This window comes from Alteromonas genovensis (assembly GCF_010500895.1).
Classification (GTDB): Bacteria; Pseudomonadota; Gammaproteobacteria; order Enterobacterales; family Alteromonadaceae; genus Alteromonas; species Alteromonas genovensis.
The window spans coordinates 122,673-147,805 of sequence record NZ_JAAAWO010000005.1 but is presented as its reverse complement, the minus strand read 5'-3'; the positions used below and the strand labels follow the sequence as shown (position 1 = coordinate 147,805).

The 25,133-nt window shown below is 43.5% G+C and carries 20 protein-coding genes; 9 read left to right on the top strand and 11 right to left on the bottom strand.

Going from position 1 to position 25,133, the window contains the following annotated elements; all coding sequences use genetic code 11:
• Positions 1 to 634: 634 nt before the first annotated feature.
• The 7 genes from GTQ48_RS08645 to GTQ48_RS08615 form a co-directional block, all read right to left on the bottom strand.
• The gene (locus GTQ48_RS08645; RefSeq protein WP_163106323.1) at positions 635 to 1,153 is read right to left on the bottom strand and encodes a gamma carbonic anhydrase family protein; all 519 of its coding nucleotides are present in this window, start codon (positions 1,151 to 1,153) and stop codon (positions 635 to 637) included.
• A gap of 146 nt (positions 1,154 to 1,299) precedes the next feature.
• Positions 1,300 to 2,160 carry an acyl-CoA thioesterase gene (locus tag GTQ48_RS08640; protein ID WP_163106322.1) on the bottom strand — a complete coding sequence of 287 codons (861 nt, stop codon included), beginning with the start codon at positions 2,158 to 2,160 and terminating at the stop codon, positions 1,300 to 1,302.
• A complete protein-coding gene (locus GTQ48_RS08635; protein ID WP_163106321.1) occupies positions 2,153 to 4,006 on the bottom strand; it encodes a protein kinase domain-containing protein in 1,854 nt (617 codons plus the stop codon). The genes GTQ48_RS08640 and GTQ48_RS08635 overlap by 8 nt, the downstream gene beginning before the upstream one ends.
• 2 nt (positions 4,007 to 4,008) lie before the next feature.
• Positions 4,009 to 4,860 (bottom strand): 23S rRNA (adenine(2030)-N(6))-methyltransferase RlmJ, encoded by an 852-nt coding sequence (locus tag GTQ48_RS08630; RefSeq protein ID WP_163106320.1) that lies wholly within the window; start codon positions 4,858 to 4,860, stop codon positions 4,009 to 4,011.
• 214 nt (positions 4,861 to 5,074) lie between these two features.
• A complete protein-coding gene (locus GTQ48_RS08625) occupies positions 5,075 to 6,787 on the bottom strand; it encodes a dihydrolipoyllysine-residue acetyltransferase (RefSeq protein ID WP_163106319.1) in 1,713 nt (570 codons plus the stop codon).
• Between the two features lie 17 nt (positions 6,788 to 6,804).
• Positions 6,805 to 7,782, bottom strand: a complete 978-nt coding sequence (locus GTQ48_RS08620) for an alpha-ketoacid dehydrogenase subunit beta (protein ID WP_163106318.1) — start codon at positions 7,780 to 7,782, stop codon at positions 6,805 to 6,807.
• The gene (locus GTQ48_RS08615) at positions 7,782 to 8,969 is read right to left on the bottom strand and encodes a thiamine pyrophosphate-dependent enzyme (protein ID WP_163106317.1); all 1,188 of its coding nucleotides are present in this window, start codon (positions 8,967 to 8,969) and stop codon (positions 7,782 to 7,784) included. Before GTQ48_RS08615 ends, GTQ48_RS08620 begins: the two co-directional genes overlap by 1 nt.
• 638 nt (positions 8,970 to 9,607) lie before the next feature.
• Between GTQ48_RS08615 and GTQ48_RS08610 the strand changes: the two genes are divergently transcribed.
• Together GTQ48_RS08610 and GTQ48_RS08605 are read left to right on the top strand one after the other, a co-directional pair.
• Positions 9,608 to 11,971, top strand: coding sequence for a S8 family serine peptidase (locus GTQ48_RS08610; protein WP_163106316.1), 2,364 nt, complete (start codon positions 9,608 to 9,610; stop codon positions 11,969 to 11,971).
• 12 nt (positions 11,972 to 11,983) lie between these two features.
• On the top strand, positions 11,984 to 12,514 hold the full coding sequence (locus GTQ48_RS08605) for a S8 family serine peptidase (protein ID WP_163106315.1): 531 nt from the start codon (positions 11,984 to 11,986) through the stop codon (positions 12,512 to 12,514).
• A gap of 248 nt (positions 12,515 to 12,762) precedes the next feature.
• Here GTQ48_RS08605 and rmuC read toward each other — a convergent pair whose 3' ends face one another.
• Together rmuC and GTQ48_RS08595 are read right to left on the bottom strand one after the other, a co-directional pair.
• Positions 12,763 to 14,145, bottom strand: a complete 1,383-nt coding sequence (gene rmuC, locus GTQ48_RS08600) for a DNA recombination protein RmuC (RefSeq protein ID WP_239060050.1) — start codon at positions 14,143 to 14,145, stop codon at positions 12,763 to 12,765.
• A 124-nt stretch (positions 14,146 to 14,269) separates the two neighbouring features.
• Positions 14,270 to 15,799 (bottom strand): fumarate hydratase, encoded by a 1,530-nt coding sequence (locus GTQ48_RS08595; RefSeq protein ID WP_163106314.1) that lies wholly within the window; start codon positions 15,797 to 15,799, stop codon positions 14,270 to 14,272.
• A gap of 218 nt (positions 15,800 to 16,017) precedes the next feature.
• Here GTQ48_RS08595 and pabB point away from each other — a divergent pair, with 218 nt between their 5' ends.
• The 3 genes from pabB (at position 16,018) to GTQ48_RS08580 (ending at position 19,721) form a co-directional block, all read left to right on the top strand.
• Complete coding sequence (gene pabB, locus GTQ48_RS08590; RefSeq protein ID WP_163106313.1) at positions 16,018 to 17,568, top strand: aminodeoxychorismate synthase component I; 1,551 nt, start codon at positions 16,018 to 16,020, stop codon at positions 17,566 to 17,568.
• Entirely contained in the window at positions 17,565 to 18,137 is a 573-nt protein-coding gene (locus tag GTQ48_RS08585) for a CoA pyrophosphatase (protein ID WP_163106312.1), read from the top strand. Before pabB ends, GTQ48_RS08585 begins: the two co-directional genes overlap by 4 nt.
• Positions 18,138 to 18,332: 195 nt before the next feature.
• On the top strand, positions 18,333 to 19,721 hold the full coding sequence (locus GTQ48_RS08580) for an L-serine ammonia-lyase (protein ID WP_163106311.1): 1,389 nt from the start codon (positions 18,333 to 18,335) through the stop codon (positions 19,719 to 19,721).
• A 100-nt stretch (positions 19,722 to 19,821) separates the two neighbouring features.
• Here the strand turns inward: GTQ48_RS08580 and cysB are convergent, their stop codons facing one another.
• The gene (cysB, locus tag GTQ48_RS08575; RefSeq protein WP_163106310.1) at positions 19,822 to 20,796 is read right to left on the bottom strand and encodes an HTH-type transcriptional regulator CysB; all 975 of its coding nucleotides are present in this window, start codon (positions 20,794 to 20,796) and stop codon (positions 19,822 to 19,824) included.
• 209 nt (positions 20,797 to 21,005) lie between these two features.
• On the opposite strand from cysB, the gene GTQ48_RS08570 reads away from it, so the two are divergent.
• Together GTQ48_RS08570 and GTQ48_RS08565 are read left to right on the top strand one after the other, a co-directional pair.
• Positions 21,006 to 21,707: a sensor histidine kinase gene (locus GTQ48_RS08570; RefSeq protein ID WP_163106309.1), complete on the top strand. Its 702-nt coding sequence runs from the start codon at positions 21,006 to 21,008 to the stop codon at positions 21,705 to 21,707.
• A gap of 162 nt (positions 21,708 to 21,869) precedes the next feature.
• Complete coding sequence (locus GTQ48_RS08565) at positions 21,870 to 22,628, top strand: hypothetical protein (RefSeq protein WP_163106308.1); 759 nt, start codon at positions 21,870 to 21,872, stop codon at positions 22,626 to 22,628.
• Positions 22,629 to 22,679: 51 nt separating this feature from the next.
• Here GTQ48_RS08565 and GTQ48_RS08560 read toward each other — a convergent pair whose 3' ends face one another.
• Positions 22,680 to 23,642, bottom strand: coding sequence for a LysR family transcriptional regulator (locus tag GTQ48_RS08560; protein WP_163106307.1), 963 nt, complete (start codon positions 23,640 to 23,642; stop codon positions 22,680 to 22,682).
• A gap of 104 nt (positions 23,643 to 23,746) precedes the next feature.
• Here GTQ48_RS08560 and GTQ48_RS08555 point away from each other — a divergent pair, with 104 nt between their 5' ends.
• Together GTQ48_RS08555 and GTQ48_RS08550 are read left to right on the top strand one after the other, a co-directional pair.
• Positions 23,747 to 24,454: a CoA transferase subunit A gene (locus GTQ48_RS08555; RefSeq protein ID WP_163106306.1), complete on the top strand. Its 708-nt coding sequence runs from the start codon at positions 23,747 to 23,749 to the stop codon at positions 24,452 to 24,454.
• On the top strand, positions 24,454 to 25,110 hold the full coding sequence (locus GTQ48_RS08550; RefSeq protein WP_163106305.1) for a CoA transferase subunit B: 657 nt from the start codon (positions 24,454 to 24,456) through the stop codon (positions 25,108 to 25,110). Before GTQ48_RS08555 ends, GTQ48_RS08550 begins: the two co-directional genes overlap by 1 nt.
• The last annotated feature ends 23 nt before the right edge of the window (positions 25,111 to 25,133 follow it).

The following is a 25,133-nucleotide window of genomic DNA, read 5'->3' as shown; positions in this document are numbered from 1 at the left end:
TGGAATAAATGTTGATAATGATTTTGTAAATGCTGTTGTAGATGCTTTCATATTAGCCCCTCTTACATTCAGGAGTTTTAATTCATAGCCACATACTACAAGGTTCGTCATGGGGTACAACCATCTGTACTCAACATAAATTTAATGAATGGGGTTTTAGTTAAACATTTTCAAAATATGGCGGTGTTTCAGGCGTAATGGAGGAAGATTTTGACAATACCTAATGAGATTTCTATACATTACACATTGATAATTTGGCGGGTGGTGTGCAAAAAATAGGAATAATTTAATGGTCGAACCAGAGGTGTTGGGTCGTAAAGTATTGTTACAGTTGAATAAGTTTTTAAAATAACGGTGTCACAAAAAATTAACCGTTAATTTGTTTATAAAATGCACAAAGCTATTCTATACTTATCGTTAAACGTTAATCATACATTATCTCTCCCTGTAAAAGTTAGCGCACGGCTCAGAGATGAGCCATTCCCCTAGGCCCAGAACGATTGTTCTGGGCGTTTTTTATTTGGGCTAATTGTTTATGGATTTAAATCTTTATGCGTCTAAGTTGGTGAAGACCTAAATTTTATAGACCATGTCTTTTATCAAGATGAACTTAAACAGCGGGAACTGAGCGGCATCACAAAGCAGTTAGGTGCTTCAAATAGTGTTGCGCATTGCCTCGATAGTGAGCTGCGGAAGCTTCTAGCTTTGACGCGACGCTTTCATCAAGTGTTTTCACCACTTTTCCCGGCGAACCGACTACCAAGCTATAATCTGGTATCTCCATGTTCTCGGTGATTAAAGCGTTTGCACCAATAATGCAATATTTTCCAATTTTTGCCCCATTTAAAACAACCGCATTGATACCAATTAACGAATAGTCACCAATGGTGCAACCATGAAGCATCACTTTATGACCAACGGTAACACCTGTGCCAAGGGTAAGAGGAACACCAGCATCAGTGTGCAGGACACTACCATCTTGGATGTTGGTATCTTCTCCTACCGTAATTGTATCCATATCGCCACGAATAACCGCGTTAAACCACACGCTGCTTCCCTGATGAAGGTTCACGTTACCGATGACATGAGCACCGGGTGCGATATACGCACTTTCGTCAACCGTTGGCGTTAATTCGCCTAATGAATAGTGCATGTAGTTCTCCTTCAAGTGTCCTTTTAATGCCATTTGAATACCCTTTTAAGGCCAAGCATTCTTCAAAAAAGGCTTTGTTCTTCTTTTATTGTGTCGATTGACTCATAGACGATACGCAAATAGTGATGTGATTTTGCCTTACAAAATTACACGTCTACTTGACGCATCAACCCTTCCTGAGATGTTGAGGCGACAAGCTCGCCTTGCTGCGTAAAAATTTGACCTCTTACTAAGCCACGAGCACCACCACTAAAAGGGCTGTCCATGGCATAAAGTAACCATTCATTTAAGTTCACAGGACGGTGAAACCACATTGCATGATCAATGGTTGCCATTCGTAGAGATTTGTCGGTTACCGCGACGCCATGCGGTTGTAGTGAAGTACTTAAAAAATGGTAGTCAGACGCGTAAGCAACAGCAGCTTGATGAACGGACAAAGACCCTACAAGGGGATCCCTCGCCTTCATCCATATATAGCGCGTTGGGTCACGCTTTACTGGTTGATAAGAGTTAGCCGCATTAATAGTGCGTATATCTACCGGTTTGTGATAGCTCAGAGCCTCTCTCATTGGCCTCGCTATTTTACTAAAATTCTCTTGGTAAAAATCGATGTCTGACTGCACCTCTTCAGGTGGCGGCACGTCAGGCATTTCGGGCGCCTGATGATGCATGCCTTCTTGAGGTACTTGAAATGATGCCGTCATATAAAAAATGTTTCGACCGTCTTGAATAGCCTTCACCCTTCTCGCAGAGAAGCTGCGGCCATCACGGACAATTTCAACATCATAAACTACCGGTTTTTTCGCATCGCCAGGTAATAAAAAATAGGTGTGAAACGAATGGGCAACGCGGTCTTTATCAACAGTTTCATAGGCTGCTGCAAGGGCCTGACCAAGCACTTGGCCACCAAAAAGCGCTCTAAATCCTAGGTCCCAGCTTTGTCCTCGGTAAAGGCCTGCTTCTACAGTTTCTAACTCAAATAGCGAGGATAGTTTTATGTCAGACATGTTGTTCTTTCTCTTGATTTAATGCTTTGGGATTTCTTGGATAATACTTTTCAGGCAATGATGCCTTATGCTCAAAAAAGCGAGTATCTTTATAGGGTAACTTCATAAACCCCGAAATACCTAACCCTTTTATAAGCGGAATTTGCGCCACTAAGTTTTCAAGAAGTGCTTTAAACGTATCTTCTTGACTGTGATCGAGTAGCGTATAGTAATTATGAATTTTCAAATGCATGGGCAAGGCTTCAAAAATAATGCACCCCGTATGATGAATTGCATTGAGAGCCTTGATAGTGTCGATAATTGTTTCAGGCAGCTTAAGCAACTCATCGGGATCATCGCCATCTTCGAAATAAGAATGGGTTCTACTGTCGTCTTTTGACAATGACACTTTTGATAACTCGTAAGGAATGTGTAGGGCCTTTGACGGAATAAAGTCTTGTTGCTCATTATCACGTTCAATGTGTACGGTGTTTTTCGCATTGAACATACAGCATTTAAATACTGCTGGTTTGTGAATGGCCCTCGCTAAAGTAATTACATTATTGACGGCTTGTTCAAATGCACGGCGTAAACTTGGGTCGTGCAGGTTCAAACTAGAGTCTACATAGATACCCTCTGGCTCCCATCTGACAGCCATTCCCCCAACTACGGGATAGCGACCTAAACGACTGATAGCAGAAACAAATGCTTTTTCGGTATCTCCCATACCTTGAAGGTAGTTTTTGTAATATCGATCAAACTGGGCGTCATCAATATACCGTAACTCTTCACTTTCAAGCGCCGCCTGCTGACGAAGGTATGATTTTCTTGAGCTGTAAACCACAGTCTCAATATCTTGGCTCGTGTGGTAGACCCAGGTTGGGATAAGCGCCGTGTAAGCAGTATCTTTATCTTCTGAAAACACCAAATTTTTCAGCACATGAAGATGCTTAAAAAAATAGTCTCCCCCCTGCCTTCTTTTGGTCGCATCTTCATCTAACATGTAGGTGAGTATATCAGCCAGCATTTTGGGCAGGCCTAACGATGAAGGTGTAATGACTTTACTGCCGTAACGGCAAGATTGCCCAGATGCAAGTGCATATAGCGTACTGGCTAGTCCCTGCTCATCAAATCGAGGAGTGGATAAAGCGCCGTTAAGTTGCTCTTCACCAATAAAATACACATCGCCAAGACGAGCGTTAGTTTGTTGAAGCTCCCCCGACATTAAATCCATAACGTTATTGGTAATGAATTGCCCCGACGCGTCAGTTTGCGCGAACACCGACGAGCCCCAGTCGATAAGACCAATACACTCGTTTTCGGCGTCCCATACTAAGTTTGACGGCTTAATGTCGCCATGTACGATAGGTTTTTCCAGCCCCTTGTCGACGAAATGCTTTAAATGAAACAGTAGCTGACCAACTTGCACCGCAATTTTAACAATCACTCGCGGCGGTAAGGGGCCTAATCGAAGGCTCACCTTTTCAAGGTCCTCTCCTGGTGCTTGGGCCATAACCAGTATGGACTGTTTTTTAATTTGCTGATATTCAATAAAGCGAGGGACATATTCGTGCTCTACATGAGACAGCATGAACGCTTCTTCTTCTAACCGCTCTCGAATATGTTGAGGAAGTGTGATTCGTGAGAATTTAAATACCCGTTGTTCGCCGTTGGGCGATTTACCAGAGAAGGCAAAACCAAAGGCACCTTTTCCTAGCAGTTCAATATTGATATAACCTAGGCTCTTAAGCTCGGCCATACACAGACTCACCCAGTCTTTTAACTTTTTAGCGTCTGCGTGGGACAGTAAGTAAATAGACTGCTCGTCGGGTATATAAAAATGCTTAAGACCTTTGAGTTGGGACATGATTAATTATCTTCGTTAACCCAAACAAGTCTACATGTGCTGTTTTCACCAATGTAACCTGTTACCTCATTCATAGCCACACTCAGTGTGGTATCAAGCTGCCATGGTGGGTTTATCACCATGACCCCCGAACCATACATACCTGCATCATGGGTATTTTCAGCTACCTGCATTTCAGCTTTAAAACAAGGTGCTCCCAATGCACTGAGTGCTTCGCACATACGTTCACTGGCACCGTGTTTTGCCCCTGCACGCTCAGACAGTAGCGGATACCACACCACTATTTGGGCTTGTTGCCATCGCTTTAAAACGCCCTCGATACCACTTACCACATCGTCGTATTCATTGGCTCTTTCGTAAGGCGGGTCTATTAATATCGCCCCTCTGTTTGGCTTTGGGGGAGTAAGCGCTATTAGGCCTTCGAAACCATCTCGCTTGTGACAATGTGAATGATGCCCTGCATAGGCAGCAAAATTAGCCTCTAGCTTGGCATACTCACCAGGATGAAGTTCCATAGCATGAAGTACGTCGTGATCCCGCTTTAATTCAACGCTGATGATGGGAGAGCCGGGGTAGGCATCTTTGTCTACAAACCGTTGGCATAGCGTAATGTAATCATTGAGTAGTTCACAACTTGCTGACACATTGCTTAAACTCGACACGCCAGTTTTGTACTCTTTATTCTTCGCAGATAGCGAATCGGTAAAGTCATATAAACCGGCACCTGCATGGGAGTCATAGAGGGTAAAGGGCTTGTCTTTTTTCTTAAGCGCTTTTATTACGCCTAACCAGCACAAGTGTTTAATAACGTCGGCGTGATTGCCCGCGTGAAATGCATGTTGATAACTTAACACAAAACCTCTACATCGATTTTTGATAACTCTGTAACGCCATAATAACCTCTCGTGTTAACCGAGTACATTCCTAAGCCAGTGGGGCCTAGAAAAAAAGAGCAATAAAAAAGGGCCAATTGACGTACCAATTAGCCCTTAAAAGGCGCTACTTTCTGAGCGCTCAATTAGTCACGCTGTCGCAGCTCTTTATAACGACAGCTATTTCAAACGATGCTTATTTCAAATGCATGAGCATTTTTTCAGGAGAAGTAAGGTAGCTCATCCATAGGTTATTGAAACGAACCATGGTTGCGCCATCAATTATGCGATGATCCCCTGACCAATTAACCGCCATAATATGCTGAGCAATCACGTTATCGTCGGCATCAAATCGTGGCAATTTTTGCGTTTTGCCCAAGGCAACAATGGCTGCTTCCGGTTTGTTAATCACAGGAGTTGCAGTGATCCCACCAATCGCACCGATATTTGAGATACTGATGGTACCTCCTTTAAGGTGCTCACCGGATACTCGCCCTGCTCTTGCTTGGTCAATAATATCCTGCATTTGCACAGCAATATCGAGTAGCGACAGATGCTGAACCCCTTTGATATTTGGCACTAACAGCCCTATTTTGGAATCCACCGCGAATCCAATATTGTGGTCATCGAAATAGGTAAGCTCAGTACCTTCATCATTGAGCTGACTGTTGATGACTGGAAACTCGGTAAGCGCAAGCGACATGGCCTTGACGAAAAACGGCATGAAGCTAAGTTTAACCTCTTTTTTCTCAAACTCGGGCTTGAGATTTTTGCGAAGCGCAATGAGGTTATCCATTACCACTTCATCACTTACCGTAAAGTGTGGGATGGTATAAACAGAGGCCGCCATTTGTTTCGCCATTGCTGATTGGATACCGCGCACTTTTTCCACTCGAGTTGAGCCTGTAACATTATTTTGAACTGCGCTCGTTGAAGACTCTTTCGCTGGTGCTGCTGTAGACGTAGCACCTTCACCAGACACCGATTGGCTTGACTCAGAAGCAGACGTAGAAGCTGATGTAGACTCAAGAACGTCAGATTTTAAAATACGCCCCTTTTTCCCTGAACCCGATACGTTGAGCAAATCAATATCTTTCTCTCTTGCGATACGACGCACTGCAGGACTTGCTAGCACTTTGCCTGGAATAGAAATAGGTGGCTCAAAGTCGCCGTCTTTCCACTTGGTATCGTTTTCCCGTTCGACTGCTTTACTGCTAGTTTGTGCATTCGCATTCGAAGGCGACGGTTTGGCGCTAGCTGCACTGTTAGAGTCTGATGCTTTGGCGTCGGCTGGTGCTTGCTCTTGTCCTTCAGCGCCCTCAACAGAAAGCGCGAAAAGTGGGCTGTGTACTTCAGCAATTTCGCCCTGTGCATAATAAAGCTTGTGAACGATACCCGCATTTTTGGCAGGAATTTCCACTACAGCTTTATCGGTCATCACCTCAACAACGGCCTGATCTTCTTCTATGCTGTCGCCTTCTTGCACATTCCATTTAACAATTTCACATTCAACAATCCCCTCACCAATATCGGGAAGGATAAAGTCTTCGATAGTCGATGAATTAGATGACACATCTGAAGTTATTGAATTGCTATTGTTAGTCCGAGCTGCGTCTGGTTCTGCCGTATCTGTTTCAGCCATATCTGTCTCAGCTGCTTTTACATCAGAAGCGTCTGGCTTCATAGAGAATAGCGGCTCGTGTACTTTTGCTATTTCGCCAACAGCATAATGCAACTTTTCTACTACGCCAGCATGCATAGCAGGAATTTGTACTGTTGCCTTATCCGTCATCACTTCTGCTACAGGCTGGTCTTCTTCAATGTGTTCGCCTTCGCTAACCAACCACTCCAACAATTCACATTCAACGATGCCTTCACCAATGTCGGGTAAAATAAATTCAATTGTCATTACTACTTCTCCCGTCATTAATAGTGAAGTGTACGCTTGATAGCTTCATACGTTTTAGTTTCGTCTGGCATATATTCTTTTTCATGAGCCAGTGGATACGGTGTATCTAAGCCACACACCCGAGCAATGGGCGCTTCAAGATATAAAAAACAACGCTCTTGAATACTTGCTGCAATTTCACTGGCAAAACCGCCCGTAAGTGGTGCTTCGTGGTTAATCAGTAAACGTCCCGTTTTCATCACCGACTGCATTACCGTTTCTACATCCCAAGGCAATATGCTTCTTAAGTCTACAATTTCACATGACACACCATCTTGTAGTGCCATATCTGCCGCTTTTTGCAAAATCTCTATTTGAGCACCCCATCCAAGCAACGTTATGTCGTTACCTTCTTGCACAATATCGGCTTTACCAAGAGGTAGTTCATAGTCTTCTTCAGGAACATCGGCCACAGACGCTCTGTAAAGACGCTTAGGCTCCATAAACAGAACCGGGTTTTTATCTCTTATCGAGGCAAGCAATAACCCTTTTGCATGGTAAGGGTCTCTCGGCACCACAATTTTAAGACCTGGGCAGTGGGCAAAAAACGCTTCCGGAGATTGACTATGGTACAGGCCGCCTGCAATGCCGCCACCGTAGGGAGTGCGAATGGTCAACGAACCAACATCAAACTGGCTACCTGAGCGGTATCGCCACTTCGCGGTTTCATTTACAATTTGATCGAATGCGGGAAAAATATAATCGCCGAATTGAATTTCGGCTACTGGTACTGAGCCCTGTGACGCTAATCCATTCGCAAATCCAATAATCCCTTGCTCGGTTAATGGCGTGTTGAAACATCTACCTTTACCGAACTTTTCTTGTAAGTGGCTTGTTGCGCGAAAAACACCGCCAAAGTGGCCAACATCTTCACCAAACACCATTACTTTTTCATCTTCGGTCATGGCAGTAATGAGGGCGTTATTGATTGCTTGTAATAAATTCATTTTAGCCATTACTTCACTCTCCCCGCTGTTTTAGGGAATCTCTGAGGATATTTCTTTATGTGTGCCTTTAATGAGGCTAACTGTTCTTTCAGATGCCAAGGTGGGGTGTCGTATACATCTTCGATGATGTCGTCGATATCACATACATCTGTTTTTTCACACGCCTTCATGGCTGCAAGCACGTCTTGTCTGGCTTTTTCCACGCGCTTGTCATTTTCTTTCTCATCAAACCACCCCTTTCCTTCAAGCCAATTGGCCATTCGGGTAATTGGGTCTTTGGCGCGCCATTTATTCTCTTCGTCTCTTGAGCGATAACCCGTTGGGTCGTCAGACGTAGAGTGTGCAGCAAGGCGATATGTCATAGCTTCAATGAGCACGGGACACTTCTCTGCAATAGCAAGGGCCCTGGCTTCTTTCGTTGCAGCGTAAACTGCAAGCGGGTCGTTACCATCAACGCGAATAGTCTTAATACCATAACCAAGACCACGAGAGGCTATTCCGTCACCTGCAAATTGCTCTTCAGCTGGCGTCGATATGGCATATCCATTATTACGACAGAAAAATATAACCGGGCAGTTTAATACAGCAGCCATATTCAAACCGGCGTGAAAATCACCCTCAGATGCAGCACCTTCACCAAAATAGCAGATGGTAACAACGTCTTTTCCAGACATCTTTTGGCCGTAAGCATAACCCGATGCTTGTGGAATCTGAGTACCAAGGGGTGATGAGATAGTCATGAAGTTCAGCGCTTTGTCACCATAGTGAATGGGCATTTGACGGCCTTTGTTTGGGTCGTCTTTATTGCTGAACATTTGGTTCATGAACTGATTTGTTTTGTAACCACGATAGGCTAATGCACCCTGCTCTCTGTACTGCGACATGATCATATCGTCTGGCGACAGCGCTGCCGCGCTTGCTACCGATGCAGCCTCCTCGCCTGTACTGGCAAGATAAAAACTAATACGACCCTGGCGCTGCGCACCCACCATTCTCTCGTCTAAGACACGAATGTATTCCATGGTGTCATAAATTTTCAGTGATTCTTCTTTTGTCAGTGCGGGTTCCACTGCGCCATCAATGACACTTCCTTCAGCAGATAAGATCTGAAGCATTGGGATGTCGACCACACCATTTTTTATTATTTGTACGTTGGATACGGTTTTTACATCTGCGAGATGATTTCTATCTTTCACAATTTTTCCTCTTATATTTGAGGGCTAATAGCAATATCTATCGTTGTAAAAGATGGTAGTAGAAACAATGAGGAAGTGTATTCCTCATTAGAAATGAATTTGTTTGCACTGCGAACTTGTTAGCCCAAAGAAGCCAAGTAAATTAGGATATTTGTTTCAATAACGTAAACTACATGTAAACAGAGTCACTTATAGGCGCTGTTAGATACCTTTCATTGAGTATTAAAAGTCATCAATTAAATTTCATACATATTTGGTTACAAGATGATGAATTCCATATTTATCACTTCGTATTATGAATACCTTATAAAAAAACCATGGTTTAAATTTAAACGTAATCCCGGTGTGCCACTTGAAGCCGAGGCACTGCTCGGTCTGTGATTAGCTTTAATTCTCATCATTTCAAAGCGCGGCTATTCTTCGTTAATCAACAGCTGTAATAGAACTTTTCAACCAAAGAAGCCAAAACATTGATGAGCAATGCAGAATAGAACGCGCTTTTCAACATCAAATTGATGTGGTAATAATTGCAAGAAGTATCAGTGGTGTTGTAGAAAATTTTAATAGCAATCTGCCGAGACTTAAGAATAAATAATAATGATTTTTTCAGGGACCTATCATTGAAGTAGGAATAATAAATGAACAAAAAACATTTTAAACTATCGGCAATCAATGCCGTTATACTGCTGGCTCTTTCTGGTTGTGGAGGAAGCAATGGCAATGGAAGCTCAACTACCGAAGTTGTTGATACACCACCAAGTGCCGAGAATATTGAAATATCAACCGCATTTCAGTGGCTCCCTATTAAAGGGGAATTATTAGGAAGCGACGTTGATAGTCCTTCAATAAGTTACAGCATTGCTGAGAACGGGGTTGCAATTGAGCCCGTAGAAGGCGTGTACGTGCTAAGTCATGGCCAAGTTACAATTGAAGACGAAGAGTTTACTTACACTTCATTTTCGGGACAGCCAGCATCATTTGAATATGTCGTATATTCCGGTGGTAAATCAACGTCAGCAACGATTAGAGTACAAAATGTTGTAAACGATCCACTTGCTATTCAACAGTGGCATCTTCGTAATACTGGGCAAAAAGCCTATGCTTTGAGTGATGAACTGAAACAAGGTTGGTTCAATTACTTAATCTCGCTTGGTTTTACTGAAGAACAAGCGCAAGCTAATGTTGATGCGCGAAGCGCAGCAGGTGAAGCGACATTGGTAGCTGGTGAAGACATCAATGTTGTGGGAGCGTACGCGCAAGGAGTAACCGGAGCCGGAGTTACTGCGGTCGTAGTTGATTCGGGCTTAGAACTTCGTCACGAAGATCTTTCCCCTAACATTGTACCTAACAAATCTCTTGCCCTAGAGACCGAAGGAGTTATTGACCGCACTGATCCGACTTCACTAAATAATAGCGGTGACCACGGCACAAGCGTAGCTGGGCTTATAGCTGCTAAGGGCTGGAATGGAAAAGGTGGCCGAGGCGTTTCTCCGGATACTGGACTTGTGGGTATGGACTATATAGGCCAGCCATCTCCACTTATTCCACAGGCAGAGTTATTAGTTCACGGCTTCCCTGGAAGCGGTATAGGCATGGGTGAGGAAATCTCTGCGTTTAATCGCAGTTATGGGCGTTCTCTTCCAACTTTTATCGGATATTCATTTCTTAATGAGGCAATCGAGTCATACCCAAATCGCGTACTACGGGGTGGAAAAGGAGCCATCAACGTTAAATCAAATGGAAATGACTTTACAGGTCCCGGGCAATTTGATGGTAGCCTTTGTTCTGATAATGGTGCCGAAGCCCTAGGGCTTACGTGCTTGAATGGTAACTTCGATTCTACGCAGGGACATCCTTATTACTTTAGTGTTGCTGCGGTCAATGCTGATGGTAAGCATACTAGTTACTCCACAGCTGGAGCTAATACGCTTGTTTCCGCTCCATCAGGTGAATATGGGCGATGGTCGCCAGCTATGGTGACAACCGACCAAGCAACTTGCGTTAACGGGTATTCGGGCTTTAATGGTTCTGGAATTAGTAGTTTTGCAAGTATTGTGAGTGAAGAATTCGCACAAAGCCAATTTCCCTTTAATTACCCAGGACATCCGGATAACGAAAGTTGCAATTATACTTCGACGTTTAATGGAACTTCATCGGCAGCACCTAACGCATCCGGTGTAATTTCTCTTATTCTTTCTGCTAATCCATCCCTTACTTGGCGAGATGTTCGTCACATACTAGCATCGACTAGTACAGTAAATGATGCTGATAATCCTGAAGTAGTGCTGGAGATGGGCGAGGAGCAATCTTTTGTAGCACATGATGGTTGGGTAGAGAATGCTGCTGGATACAACTTTAATAATTTGTATGGTTTTGGCCGTGTAGATGCGGGTAAAGCAGTTTCGATGGCAAAATCTTACAATGAGTCCCTCGGCGAAGAGATTATTAGCGATTGGAATGGTTTGGGGTCGGCAATTGGCGTTGATGAGGTAGCACTCAGCAGCGCAATTCCTGACAACAATGCACAGGGTCTAACGGTTGAGGTTGAATTTGCTGATGACATCGTGATTGAGGCAATGCAGTTTTCATTTGACGTTTTTAACGCAGAGATGGGATTTGGGTTTGTGACAACTGACGAACTTGGTACACGTGCTGTACAAACATCTGCAGGTACTGATCTTGCGATAGAGGTCACATCACCATCTGGCACACGCAGTGTTCTTCTGTCGTCCAAGCAGTCTTTATTTTTACCGGCATTGACGCCTGACTTTGCTTTTGCTCCAGGTTATATTTTGAATGATTCGGTGTTTCTATCGAATGCTTTCTATGGCGAGAGTGCACAAGGTACATGGACCATTAGACTTTTAGATACAGGGGACACGACATTTAACTTCAGTGATGGAGGAAATAATTTCTTTGGTGTTACTGGTCTGGCGAACAACACTACAGACAGTGTTCTAGAAGGTGTTTCAGTAAGAGCGTTTGGCCGCGCTGAACAATAAGAGGGAAGGAAAATGAAACTAAATAAACTTATTTTTTGTATGACGGCTTTTACTATTTCTTGTTGTGCTCAAGCTGAAAAACAAGCTTCTATAGTCGATATGAAAAGTAGCTTAGGCAATGAATGGTCTCAGGTGGAAAAGCCTGACTTTGGTCCATACAAATTCGAGCGAAGTCTTACTAGCGTTCCGACGTCAATAGTGAAAGCAGATGAGGTTATTGCTCGTAATGGTTCAATGTCTTTTGTCACTGTTCAACCCAACGAAGTGATAGGCAAAGGAAATGTCGTTAAGAACTTGCTCACTGGCGATTTTACAATGGTCACGGGCAATATTATATTGCTATTGAAAGACGAAGTGAGTGCCAGCGAAATAGCTGAGGCTTCAGGGTTACAGATTGTATCTGTATTTCCTGGAACTAATATAGCTGTATTCTCTGTTCCTGAAGGGGCTGATTTACTGAATGCATTTCAAAGTCTGAAGAGCTTCGAGGGTGTTTTAGAAAGTAAAATAGAAGTTGCTGAAAACATGTTTGAGTCTAACTAGTCACTTCTCATTACAACAAAGGCCTTTGCCCGAATTCGTTTCGGGTAAAGGCTTTTTTATTAGCATTACTATTATCTTTGATTCGATAATCTATTACGATCATCGATAAACGCGTCTGATTTATTCGCTTTTGAGCTCCCGAGCCATTTAAGACATTCAGGTTAACTAGCTATTGGAGTTTTGTACAAACACCTTCGAGATACCAGTTTCGTGGCGAATCGCCTTTTAGAGTATATAGTTTGTGGGAACTACTCTTCATTTGTTGGGCCATGTAAAGCGTCATCTAATCGCTTACTAGGCTGTACCCCTAACTCTCTAAAGTTTTCTATTTGGCGTACAATATTTCCTCTACCTCGGGTCAACTTGTTCATAGCTTGCTCAAAACTACCTTGTGCACTGTCTAACGACTTACCAACTTTTTCCATATCGTTAATAAAGCCTACAAATTTGTCGTAAAGCTTACCGGCCTGCTCTGCTATTTTTTGCGCGTTTTGATTTTGATATTCGTACTGCCAAATATTGTTAATTGTACGCAGGGCGACAAGTAAATTAGTTGGGCTTACCAACATAATGTTGTGATTGAGCGCCAGGGTAACTAGTTCTGGTTCTTCCTCTACTGCCAGAAGAAATGCGGGCTCAATGGGAATAAATAGCAACACATAATCAAGGGATTTTAAACCTTTGAGGTTTTGATAGTCTTTTGCCCCTAACCCCTTAATGTGTCCTTTGATAGAAGTCACATGCTGACTTAAATACAGCGCTTTTTGTGATTCGTCTTCACAGTTGTAAAAACGCTCATAGGCAGCAAGACTGACTTTTGAATCTATGATGACATCTTTATCGTTAGGTAAATGGACGACAACATCCGGTTGTAAACGTCTGCCGCTATCAGATTTGGCTGATACTTGGGTCTCAAATTCATGCCCTTCTCTTAGGCCCGATTCTTTTAAGATGCGCTCTAAAACCACTTCTCCCCAATTCCCTTGCTTCTTATTATCGCCTTTAAGCGCGGTCGTGAGCGCAGACGCTTCTTCTGTTATTTTTTGATTAAGTTCTTTAAGGCTTAGTATCTCTGTTTTAAGAGACGCTCGCTCTTGCCCTTCTCTTATGTGCTGCTCTGATATTTGACGCTTGAACCCTTCAAGTTCGTTCTTAAACGGCGCGAGCACTGCCTCAATATTTTGTTTGGTTTGCGTTGTGTAGCGCTGCTGCTTTTCTTCAAAGATTCTATTAGCTAGGTTTTCAAATTGAGTTTGAAGGCGTTGTTCAGATGCGGCCATATTAGCTAATTTTTCTTCGTGGTTTTCATGAAGCGCATCTATTCGCCCTTGCTGAGCCTCGTTTTGCGCTTTCACTCTGGCTAGCGTAATACGCTCTTCATGTAGCGAATGCATGAGGGATTGGTTGGTATTTTCGAGCTGTTCTACTCGTTCAGATTTCGCGCTAACCACTGCAAAATGTTGTTGTAGAGATGTCAGTTCACTGGATAGCTCGTCAAAACTCTTTTCTTTATTGCGTAGTTGAGCATGTAAATGTAAAGAGAGAGCAACAGAGCCGACAAAAAGAAGTAAGGTGATGACAGCAATGATGAATAATACAAGGGAGTGTGACGATAAGTATTGAATAAACATAGTGCGCTTTTGTACTGTTATTTTGTACAGCACTATAAACAAAAACAGGCGCCATTGGCACCTGTTTTTTTCTAATGACTACCCAACACTCATCATGCGTGTTGAGCATGGTCTAAAATAACGTTTATTTACTCAGTGACGAATCTAAATCTTCGATTTTTGCTTTCCAAATAGCAGGCCCAGTTTTGTGGGCATTAGCACCTGTGCTATCAACCGCTACCGTTACCGGCATATCCTCAACGTCGAACTCGTAAATAGCTTCCATACCAAGCTCTTCAAAAGCTACAACTCGAGACTTCTTGATGGCTTTAGACACTAAGTACGCTGCACCGCCAACCGCCATCAAATATACGGCTTTGTGTTTAGCGATTGAGTCTACTGTAGCAGGACCGCGTTCAGCTTTACCAATCATGCCGATAAGGCCTGTTTTTTCAAGCATCATATCGGTGAACTTATCCATACGTGTTGCGGTTGTTGGGCCTGCTGGGCCAACCACTTCATCGCCAACCGCATCAACCGGCCCAACGTAGTAGATGAATCGATTAGTAAGGTCAACGCCTTCTGGTAATCCTTCACCGTTATCCATCATGGTTTGAATCCGCTTATGTGCAGCATCTCGCCCGGTTAACATTTTTCCAGAAAGTAAAACGGTCTCGCCCACTTTCCAGTCCTGAATGTCTTCTTTAGTTACATCGTTTAAGTTAACGCGGCGAGTATTTTCACCAACCTCCCAGGTCACTTCTGGCCAGTCTTCTAAACGTGGAGGAGTGAAATCTGCAGCACCCGAACCATCTAGGTAAAAATGAGCGTGGCGTGTGGCCGCGCAATTAGGGATCATCGCTACTGGCTTAGATGCTGCGTGAGTTGGCAATGATTTAATTTTAACATCAACAACGGTAGTTAGACCGCCTAGTCCTTGAGCGCCAATGCCTAGCTTGTTTACTCGCTCAAATATTTCTAAACGTAACTTTTCATCGGTATTTTGCGGGCCGCGCTCAATAAGTTCTTGAATATCTACCGGGTCCATCAAACTCTCTTTAGCCAATACCGCTGCTTTTTCAGCAGTACCGCCGATACCAATGCCCAGCATACCTGGCGGACACCAACCTGCACCCATAGTTGGCAATGTTTTTACCACCCAATCAGCAATGTCATCGCTAGGGTTAAGCATTACCATTTTTGATTTATTTTCAGAGCCACCACCTTTAGCAGCGATCATGACTTCAATTTTTTCGCCTGGCACCATATCTATGTGTACAACTGCTGGTGTGTTGTCTTTTGTATTCTGTCTTGCACCTGCTGGATCAGATACAATAGAGGCTCTAAGCGGGTTATCTGGGTTTAGATAAGCACGACGCGTCCCCTCATCTACCATTTCTTGAACTGTCATGTCAGTTTTATCCCACGACACGCCCATTCCTACTTTTACAAAACAGGTGACTATCCCGGTGTCTTGACACAAAGGACGTTTGCCTTCTGCTGACATTCGAGAGTTAATAAGAATCTGAGCCATGGCGTCTTTGGCCGCTTGGCTTTGCTCTTTGTTATAGGCTTCCTCGACTGCTTTTACATAGTCTAGTGGATGGTAGTAAGAGATGAACTGCAGGGAATCTTCAATACTATCAATGAAGTCTTGTTGACGGATAACGGTCATGACATCCTCTTTTTATTTGGCTTTCGTGGTCTTAGCTAGCTAAAAAAGCGTATACTAGCGCATCTATTATCATCGCACCACGCAAAAGCGTGTGCCTTGCGATTTTTATGGTTGTTGGCAGCGTAATTTACGCATCAATTACAATATATACAATGTATATGCCCATTTGAGTGTAGCGACTATGCCTAGTATAGAAGAACAAAGCGCAATTAATATTTATGTCTTTTAATCCAGATATCACCAAGGTTTCCGTTATCCCGTTCACACAGCAACACATTGCGCCGTTTTTGAGTGTAGATAACACGGCTGCTTCAACCACATTTTTAAACCTGTTTAGTCAGGTGGCTCACTGTGAATGGTCTATTTTGCTCGACACTGCGGGCTCAAAGCAAAGTGATGGCCGTTTTAACATCATGGCGTGGAACCCGTCTTTGATGATTAGGGCGGCAAAAGGACAAACCGAACTCATTGATGCCATCAGTAATACCTCGTGTAAAGTGATAGAGGCCCCCTTCGAAGCAACTGAAAAGTATCTTCACAAGCAGGTTGCACACCTTGCCGATACGATTGACAGCCAATTTGCTCATTTGCCTTTTCTTATAGGGGTTGCTGGAATGGCAGGCTATGATGCAGGCAGGTTCTACGAAAGCCTACCTTCTAACGCGATAGATGACTACGATACGCCTGACTTTGCTGCAGGCTTATATTTGCAGTCTATTATTGAAGATACAGAAACGGGAATTTTCTATTATTGCTCGGCAAACGGCTCTACGCAGCCTGATTTTTTCCAGCCCGCCTTTTCCCAGACTGATTTTTCAGGAACGCATCCGTCAGAGTCAGTAGAATCAAACTCAGTCAATCAGATTTCCAGTGAACATGGCGAATATAGAAATCCTGATAAGCTTAAAAGTCACAATGATTTCACCCTAACCACGCCTTTTGCGTCGAACCTCACTAAAGAGGAATATTGTCAGCGACTTGCAAAAATCCACGAGTACCTTACTGCGGGTGACTGTTATCAAGTGAACATGGCGCAGCGTTTCACAGCGCAATTTAGTGGCGACTTTTGGACAGCATACTGTCGATTACGCGATACCAATCAAGCACCGTTTTCAGCGTATTTTCATTTACCCGAAGGGACGATAGCGAGCATTTCGCCTGAACGCTTTCTGAGCGTAAAGAATGGCATTGTAGAAACCAAGCCTATTAAGGGCACCCGCCCCCGCTTTACGGATAAACAGCGCGATGAAGAGAGTGCAAACTCGTTACTTAATGCAGAAAAAGATCGCTCTGAAAATTTGATGATTGTAGATTTGCTTCGCAATGACATTTCAAAACACTGTACTCCTGGAACAGTTAACGTTCCTGCCTTATTTGCGCTTGAAAGCTATGAGGCGGTGCACCACCTCGTAAGCACAGTTACAGGAAAGTTAGCGAGCGAATCAACACCACTAGACCTTTTGGCATCAGCATTCCCTGGGGGCTCAATAACAGGCGCTCCTAAAATTAGGGCGATGGAAATTATTGACGAATTAGAGCCCCATAGGCGCAACATTTATTGTGGTAGCGTATTTTACATGGGGTATCGTGAGGATATGGACTCAAGTATCTGTATACGCACGGTATTAGCAGAAAATAATAAGCTGCACTGCTGGGCTGGCGGTGGTATTGTTTTGGACTCACAGGCGCCAGAGGAATACCAAGAAACATTAGATAAAGTATCGAAAATAATCCCTGTTTTAGCTGCTTTTAACGAAGGTAATGAATGACAAAAGCCGAGTTTTTGAATCAGTTTCACCATTTGCGATTGCCGCATTTAGAGCCTGACTTTCCTCTTACTAAAACGGGGCGGCCCGCGGCGGTTCTTATTCCTCTGATAGACTACGGTACATCACTTAATGTGCTCCTCACAGAGCGAGCACATCATTTACGCCATCACCCAGGGCAAATTAGTTTTCCTGGCGGTGCAGTAGAAGAATCCGATAACACCCTTTTTGATGCTGCAATGCGAGAAGCCGATGAGGAAATTGGATTGCCGCCAAGCCATGTGGATATAGTTGGTGTACTTACACGATATCGCACCGTCAGTGGTTATGAAATTGCGCCCGTAGTAGGCTTTGTAAATCCAAGCTTTGAACTCAAGCTTGATCCCAATGAAGTTGAAAGTGCTTTTGAAGTACCGTTAGCACACGTTTTAAACCGAAAGAATCATTTAATTCATAAAACCCATCTTAATAAACGGTCATTTCCCATTTATTTCATACCATGGCAAGAGCGTATGATTTGGGGTGCTACCGCAGCCATCCTGCGTAATCTTTCACACCATATTCATCCGTAAGCAACTGAAAATTCAATGCATTTGAGTTTTCGAATACATAGGTTTGGCACTTTGGCCGCGTACTAGCCGTCAAGCCTATCAATTTATCTTTACAGTCTATTAGCAAAACTAATCACATTATTAGCAATTCTGTATTGTAGTTAATGTTTGCTGAATGCATGATCGTTGTCATTACTAAATAACATTTCGAAGTTTATGATAAGTGTATTTGACATGTTTAGCGTGGGTATTGGCCCTTCGAGCTCACATACTGTTGGCCCAATGAAAGCAGGTGCTGAATTTGCTGCTTTTTTAGCAAAATCCGAAGGCGCGAAATCAGAATCGCTTTTATCGAGCGTAGACACAATAAAGATTGAGCTTTTTGGTTCATTGGGCCAAACAGGTATAGGCCATGGAACGGGTAAAGCCGTTATCCTCGGTCTTTTAGGTCACACCCCTGAATTTGTCGACGTTGATAAAATTGACGCCATGCTTGAGCATGTGCGCTTAACAGAAACACTGTATTTAAACGGTGAAAAAGAAATCGCGTTCCCTAACAAGAACGCCATTGTCTTTCATCGAAGAAAGACGTTGCCTAAACACGCTAATGCATTAACGTTTTTCGCCATGAATGGCGCGACGGTGGTCGCTCAGCAAACCTATTACAGCATTGGTGGTGGTTTTATTATCAAAGACGAAGACTTTGATGAAACGAAAGCACACGCAGCGTCGCTTCAGGCTGAAGTTCCCCTACCCTTCAAAACCGCGGAAGAGCTGTTACTACTGTGTAAGAACAATGGTTTGAGCATCAGTTCGTTAATGCTCAACAATGAGTCGACATTCAGGCCTAAACATGAAGTAAAGCAAACTTTGTATAACATTTGGCTTGTCATGAAAGCGTGTATCCAGCGCGGGATAGAAAGCGAAGGCATTTTACCTGGTGGGTTAAAAGTGGTGCGCCGGGCCCCGGGACTATACCGTCGACTTCAAACCGAACACACCACCGATCCTATGCAAACCATGGACTGGGTGAATTTATTTGCGCTGGCCGTTAACGAAGAAAATGCTGCGGGAGGCCGTGTAGTCACTGCACCGACCAATGGCGCCGCAGGCATCATTCCAGCGGTTTTACAATACGTTGATAAATTTATCCGACCTGTGGATGAAGAAGTAGCCAGTCGATTTCTACTTACCGCTGGCGCAATTGGCATACTTTATAAAGAAAACGCATCTATCTCTGGCGCCGAAGTCGGCTGTCAGGGTGAAGTTGGCGTGGCGTGTTCAATGGCAGCAGGCGCACTTGCAGAAATTATGGGCGGAACGGCTTCATCGGTAGAAAACGCAGCGGAAATTGGCATGGAGCACAACTTAGGACTTACCTGCGATCCCGTTGGCGGTTTAGTACAAGTGCCTTGCATTGAGCGTAATGCGATGGGTGCGATAAAAGCGATTAACGCCTCGAGGCTCGCTCTTCGTGGTACCGGCGAGCACAAGGTATCGTTAGACAAGGTGATTAAAACCATGCGCGATACTGGAAACGATATGAAAACGAAGTATAAAGAAACCGCTCGCGGTGGCTTAGCCGTTAACATTATTGAGTGTTAGCGCTGCATAAACGCTTTATTTAAGCAAAAGGGGCCAGCAGGCCCCTTTCTTGTTTGTATGCCTCAATTCGGTAACAGGCATCGCTTTTTTTGTTGAGATTTTATTTTACGGGCAGCGTAACGCCCTTAAACATCTTCTCAACTTCATCATTATTTTTTAGCATCATGGCTTTTTCGACCTTATCTTTTGTTAAATGGGGAGCAAAGCGCTCAATAAAGTCGTACATGTAACTGCGCAGGAATGAGCCTTTTCTAAAGCCGATTTTCGTGGTGCTATAATCGAATAAATGACTGGCATCAATTTTAACCAGGTCAGAATCTAACTCTTCATTTACCGCCATGGAAGCAATTACGCCAATACCAACACCAAGGCGCACGTAGGTTTTAATCACATCTGCATCAGTGGCGGTGAATACGATTTTAGGGGTAAGACCTGCCCGTTCAAAGGCTTGATCTAGTTCAGAACGCCCAGTAAACCCGAAAACGTAAGTCACAAGCGGATATTTCGCAATATCACTGATGTCGATTGAGCCCTTTTTCGACAGCGGATGGTCTTTGTTTACGATGACGCTTCTATTCCAGTGATAGCAAGGCAGCATAACGAGGTCGTTGTACAGATGAAGTGCTTCAGTTGCTATTGCAAAATCCGCTTCTCCTTTTGCCGCTAAATCACTTATTTGTGAAGGCGTACCTTGGTGCATGTGCAGTGACACCTTTGGGTATTTTGACATGAAACCTTGAATAACATCAGGTAATGCATAGCGCGCTTGAGTGTGGGTTGTGGCTATGTTGAGTTTACCTTGGTCGGGCAATGTGTGTTCTCTAGCAACCGCTTTTATGCTTTCTACTTTGGCCAGTATTTCCCGAGCAATATTGATAACATCACCGCCTGCATCCGTTACGTGAGTAAGATGCTTTCCACTGCGACCAAAAATTTGAACGCCAAGCTCATCTTCCAACATACGAACCTGCTTGCTTATGCCGGGCTGAGAGGTGTACAAACTCTCTGCCGTTGCAGATACGTTAAGGTTGTTGTTAACGACTTCTACTATGTATCGAAGTTGCTGTAGTTTCATTGGTTATACCGATTCATTGCTCTTTATATACACTATACTCCTATACTTATAACCAAAACTACAAATTTTTAAAGGTTGATATTACTAAATAGCCATAATACAGTTCAAATAGTGATTAAAATGAATAAAATTCAGAAACATGGGTTCATTTTGCTTTGTTTTATTCTACATTATGAATAGGTTGTCGCCGCCTTATTGACTGAGACACAATGACATCGAATAAACAAATTTCCACCAAAATCGACTTTTCTTCGGTGTTAGCCGCTGCAGTGCACGATATGAAAAACTCCTTGTTTTTACTTATTCAGTCAATTGAAGGGCTAAGAGATGCGTTGCCAAAAGAAAATAGCGGTGCCAGAGAGCAAGTCGCAAACGTGCATTACGAAGCTTCACGACTAAACACGAATTTGGTTCAAATACTTTCATTGTATCGTTCGGAATTAGAAAGTATTCCCATCAGTGCTGATGAGTGCTTTGTTGCCGATTTGATTGCCGATGTTGTAGGGTCAAATGCATTTTATATAGAACAAAAAAACATCGAACTCAGTGTGAATGTTGATGAAGATGTGAGTTGGTATTTAGACAGCGAACTTATTTATCTCTTAATAAACGATGTCATTGTCAATGCATTGCGCTACGGCACATCTCGCATCGCCATACAGGCAAGCATTGCCGATGATTATCTGTCGATAAAAATTGAAGACGACGGGAATGGCTACCCAGAAGAAATGCTCTCTAAAAGTCATTCAACCTTGAGTAACTTTGAACTGAGTCAGGGCCGAACTGGACTGGGTTTATTTTTTGCTAAATTGATAGCAGACGCTCATTCGCACAATGACAAAGCCGGTATTATTTCGCTGTCAAACGGCGGAAGTCTCGGCGGAAGTGTATTTGAAGTAAAAATACCGTAGTATTAGCGACTAAGACTAACGTATTGAACGATATGAAAAGCACGAAGCAATATGGCAACTGAGCCCCTATTTTTTATGAGACAGTGTTTTTAAGATAGCGTTTCTTAAATAGTGTATTTAAAAATGATGTTTCGAAGATAATGAACTGATGGAACCACACGCATGTACGTGATAATAATTATTCTAATTGTTGTATTGCTCATTGCCGCGATATTTATAAACGCCATTCAGCAACATAGACAAAAACAGGAAGCTGAGCGCAGAGCCGAATTAGCAAAGCAAAAAACCATTGTCGATGAAACGGAAAATGTGCTTTCGGCTTGCACCAACATGCCAGTTTCCTCACGAATTATCGGTATTTTGCATAATCGCATGGCAAACGCGCTTAAAGCGATTGACGGTATTGCCCCAACCCGCGATGTAAAGCAACGCATTGAAAGTAGCAAACAAGCTGCCGATGCGTCACTTCAAACCGACGGCAGTGATAATGTCGATTTTGTACTGCCGGACAATGACAAAACCATCATTCAATATATTCAAGCGGTTAAAAAGCTTCGTGTTTTGTTGCGCTCTGAACACAGCAAAGGCCAAGTGAGTTCAAAGCTTTTTTCTGAAGAAGACAAACAGTTAGAAAGACTGCAAGTTAAGGTGAATGTGGAGACTCTAATTAAACGAGGGCGAACCGCTCAATCTTCAAATATGCTAGGCTCTGCCCGTCAATATTTCGAAAAAGCAAAAATCGCATTAGAGAATCAGACCAACCATGATGAATACGTTTCTTCAAAACTTGCCACGCTTAACGCATGGCTAAACGAAATTCAGTCTGACCTCAAAAGCGTTAACGAAAAAGACCGTGCGAGAAAGCAAGAGGAAGAACGGGACGAGCTTGACGAACTCTTTGCACCTAAGAAAAAATGGTAACGCTTTTCGTACATTTAGTACTGCCGTATGCTTAGCTTAATCACGGCCTATTCAGCAAACATCTTTTTTACTAGTATAGCGCTCTGTGGTTAGCTGCCACAGAGTTTGCGCTGATACAGATAGCCCTCGTCGCTCGTTTCTCAATAATCCCACTCGTTTACATAATGGTGCTTGGTCAGAGGGTGCTTTGTCAGAGGGTTCTTTATCACAGGGAAGTGTACCAGAAGACGCGTCTGAAAAAGGAAGCGCCATAAGACCCAACGCTTCCATCTGCTGTTGACAAATTGATGGCATAATAGAAATTCCCAAACCGCTTTTGATCAGTTTTCCCAACGTAGCCAACTGCCCGGTTTCTGCCACAATATTGGGTTCGCCATGCAGTAACAACTCTGCTTCAGTCCACTTTCTTACCGCTGAACCACGATTCATCATCACCAGAGGAAAATTCAGGCACTGCTGCCAGCTCGCCATATTATTGAATTTTGCAGCCTGTTCTACTGATGCTACTACCACAAAATGATCAGTGAACAAGCTCTCAAACTCTAAGCCTTCTTTATGTTCAGGTTCAAAGGTAAAGCCAATTTCTGCACGTCCGTTTCTTATTTCCTGAACGACTTGCTCCATCACTACGTCTACAACGCGAAGGTTAATATTGGGCGCTTTGTGATGAAATTCGCGCAGCAGACTCGGTAAATGTGACTCTGCGAATGACGGCATTGCGGCAATGGTAAGCTGACCTTTTGCCATTGCGAATAAATTCTGAATATCCGAAAACGTATTATCCCAGTCTCTACTTAAGCGAAGTGCGTTGGGTAGCAGAGCCTCTCCCTCGGGGGTTAAACTAACATTTCGTGTATTTCTCTTGAATAATCTTCCACCTAATTCAGCTTCCATTTTCTTTATTGAAGAAGACAGCGCAGGCTGAGTGAGGAAAAGCTTGGCAGCCGCCTCTGCAAACGTTGTAGAGTGAGCAACTTCGATGAATGCACGCAGGTGACGATAGGAAATGTTCATGGCAATTAATAACTTTATTTTATTAATAAGAAGATAAATTCAATTTTACATAAGTTGCTACAGAACAGATACTATTTGTTAACAATCCATTGGTGGAGAATTAAATGGCTGGATTTAATAAAGTATTTAACACATATGAAGAGGCACTCTCGGGATTATCGGACTCAATGACGGTGATAGCCGGAGGATTTGGACTTTGTGGTATTCCTGAAGGTTTGATTGCACATATTAAAACCATGGGCGTAAAAGATCTTACTGTCGTATCGAACAACTGTGGCGTCGATGGATTCGGATTAGGCTTACTCCTAGAAGATAAGCAAATTTCTAAAATGGTGTCGTCTTATGTCGGCGAAAATGCATTATTTGAGAAACAGTTGTTAAACGGTGAACTCGAGGTAGAGCTGACGCCTCAAGGTACCCTGGCCGAGAAAATGCGCGCTGGTGGTGCGGGTATTCCAGCGTTCTATACCGCTACTGGCTATGGAACCCCTGTGGGCGAAGGCAAAGAAGTGAAAGAATTTGATGGCCGCCCCTATATATTAGAACACGCTATTACTGGCGATTTTGCCATTGTGAAAGCGTGGAAAGCCGACAAGTTTGGGAACTGTGTATTTAGACACACAGCGCAAAACTTTAACCCTATGGCAGCGACAGCAGGTAAAATTACGGTAGTGGAAGTAGAAGAGATCGTAGAGCCTGGAACCTTGTCACCTAGCGAAATTCATACGCCGGGGATCTACGTTAACCGCATTATTAAAGGCGAATTTGAAAAACGTATAGAGCGCCGTGTAGTAGCAAAGGAGGACGTGTAATGGCTTTAACTAGAGACCAAATTGCAATGCGAGTTGCACAAGAGTTTAAAGACGGTGACTACGTAAACCTCGGTATCGGCATTCCTACCCTTGCAGCTAATTATGTGCCTGCCGACATCAGCGTTATGCTTCAATCAGAAAACGGCTTATTGGGAATGGGACGTTACCCAACCGAGGCCGAAGTTGACGCAGACATGATTAATGCAGGTAAAGAGACCGTGACGGCGACCACTGGCGCATCAATATTTAACAGTGCAGAAAGTTTTGCCATGATCCGTGGTGGCCATGTGGACTTTACGGTGCTTGGGGCCTTTGAAGTTGATGTGTCTGGAAATATTGCGTCTTGGATGATCCCTGGAAAGCTTGTTAAGGGTATGGGCGGTGCAATGGATTTGGTAGCAGGCGCTAAAAATATCATTGTGACTATGACTCACACAGATAAACACGGTAACTCAAAACTTCTACCAGCGTGTACGCTTCCCCTCACAGGCGTAAACTGTATAACGCGTATTATCACTGACCTCGCCGTTTTATCCGTAGAGGACGGTGCTTTTGAATTGCAGGAAAAAGCGCCTGGTGTATCTGTAGAAGAGATTAAAGAGAAAACCCTTGGTAAGCTTATTGTGCCAGACGATGTAGCAGAAATGGTATTCTAACTTTTCCTGCATTTAACAAGGCC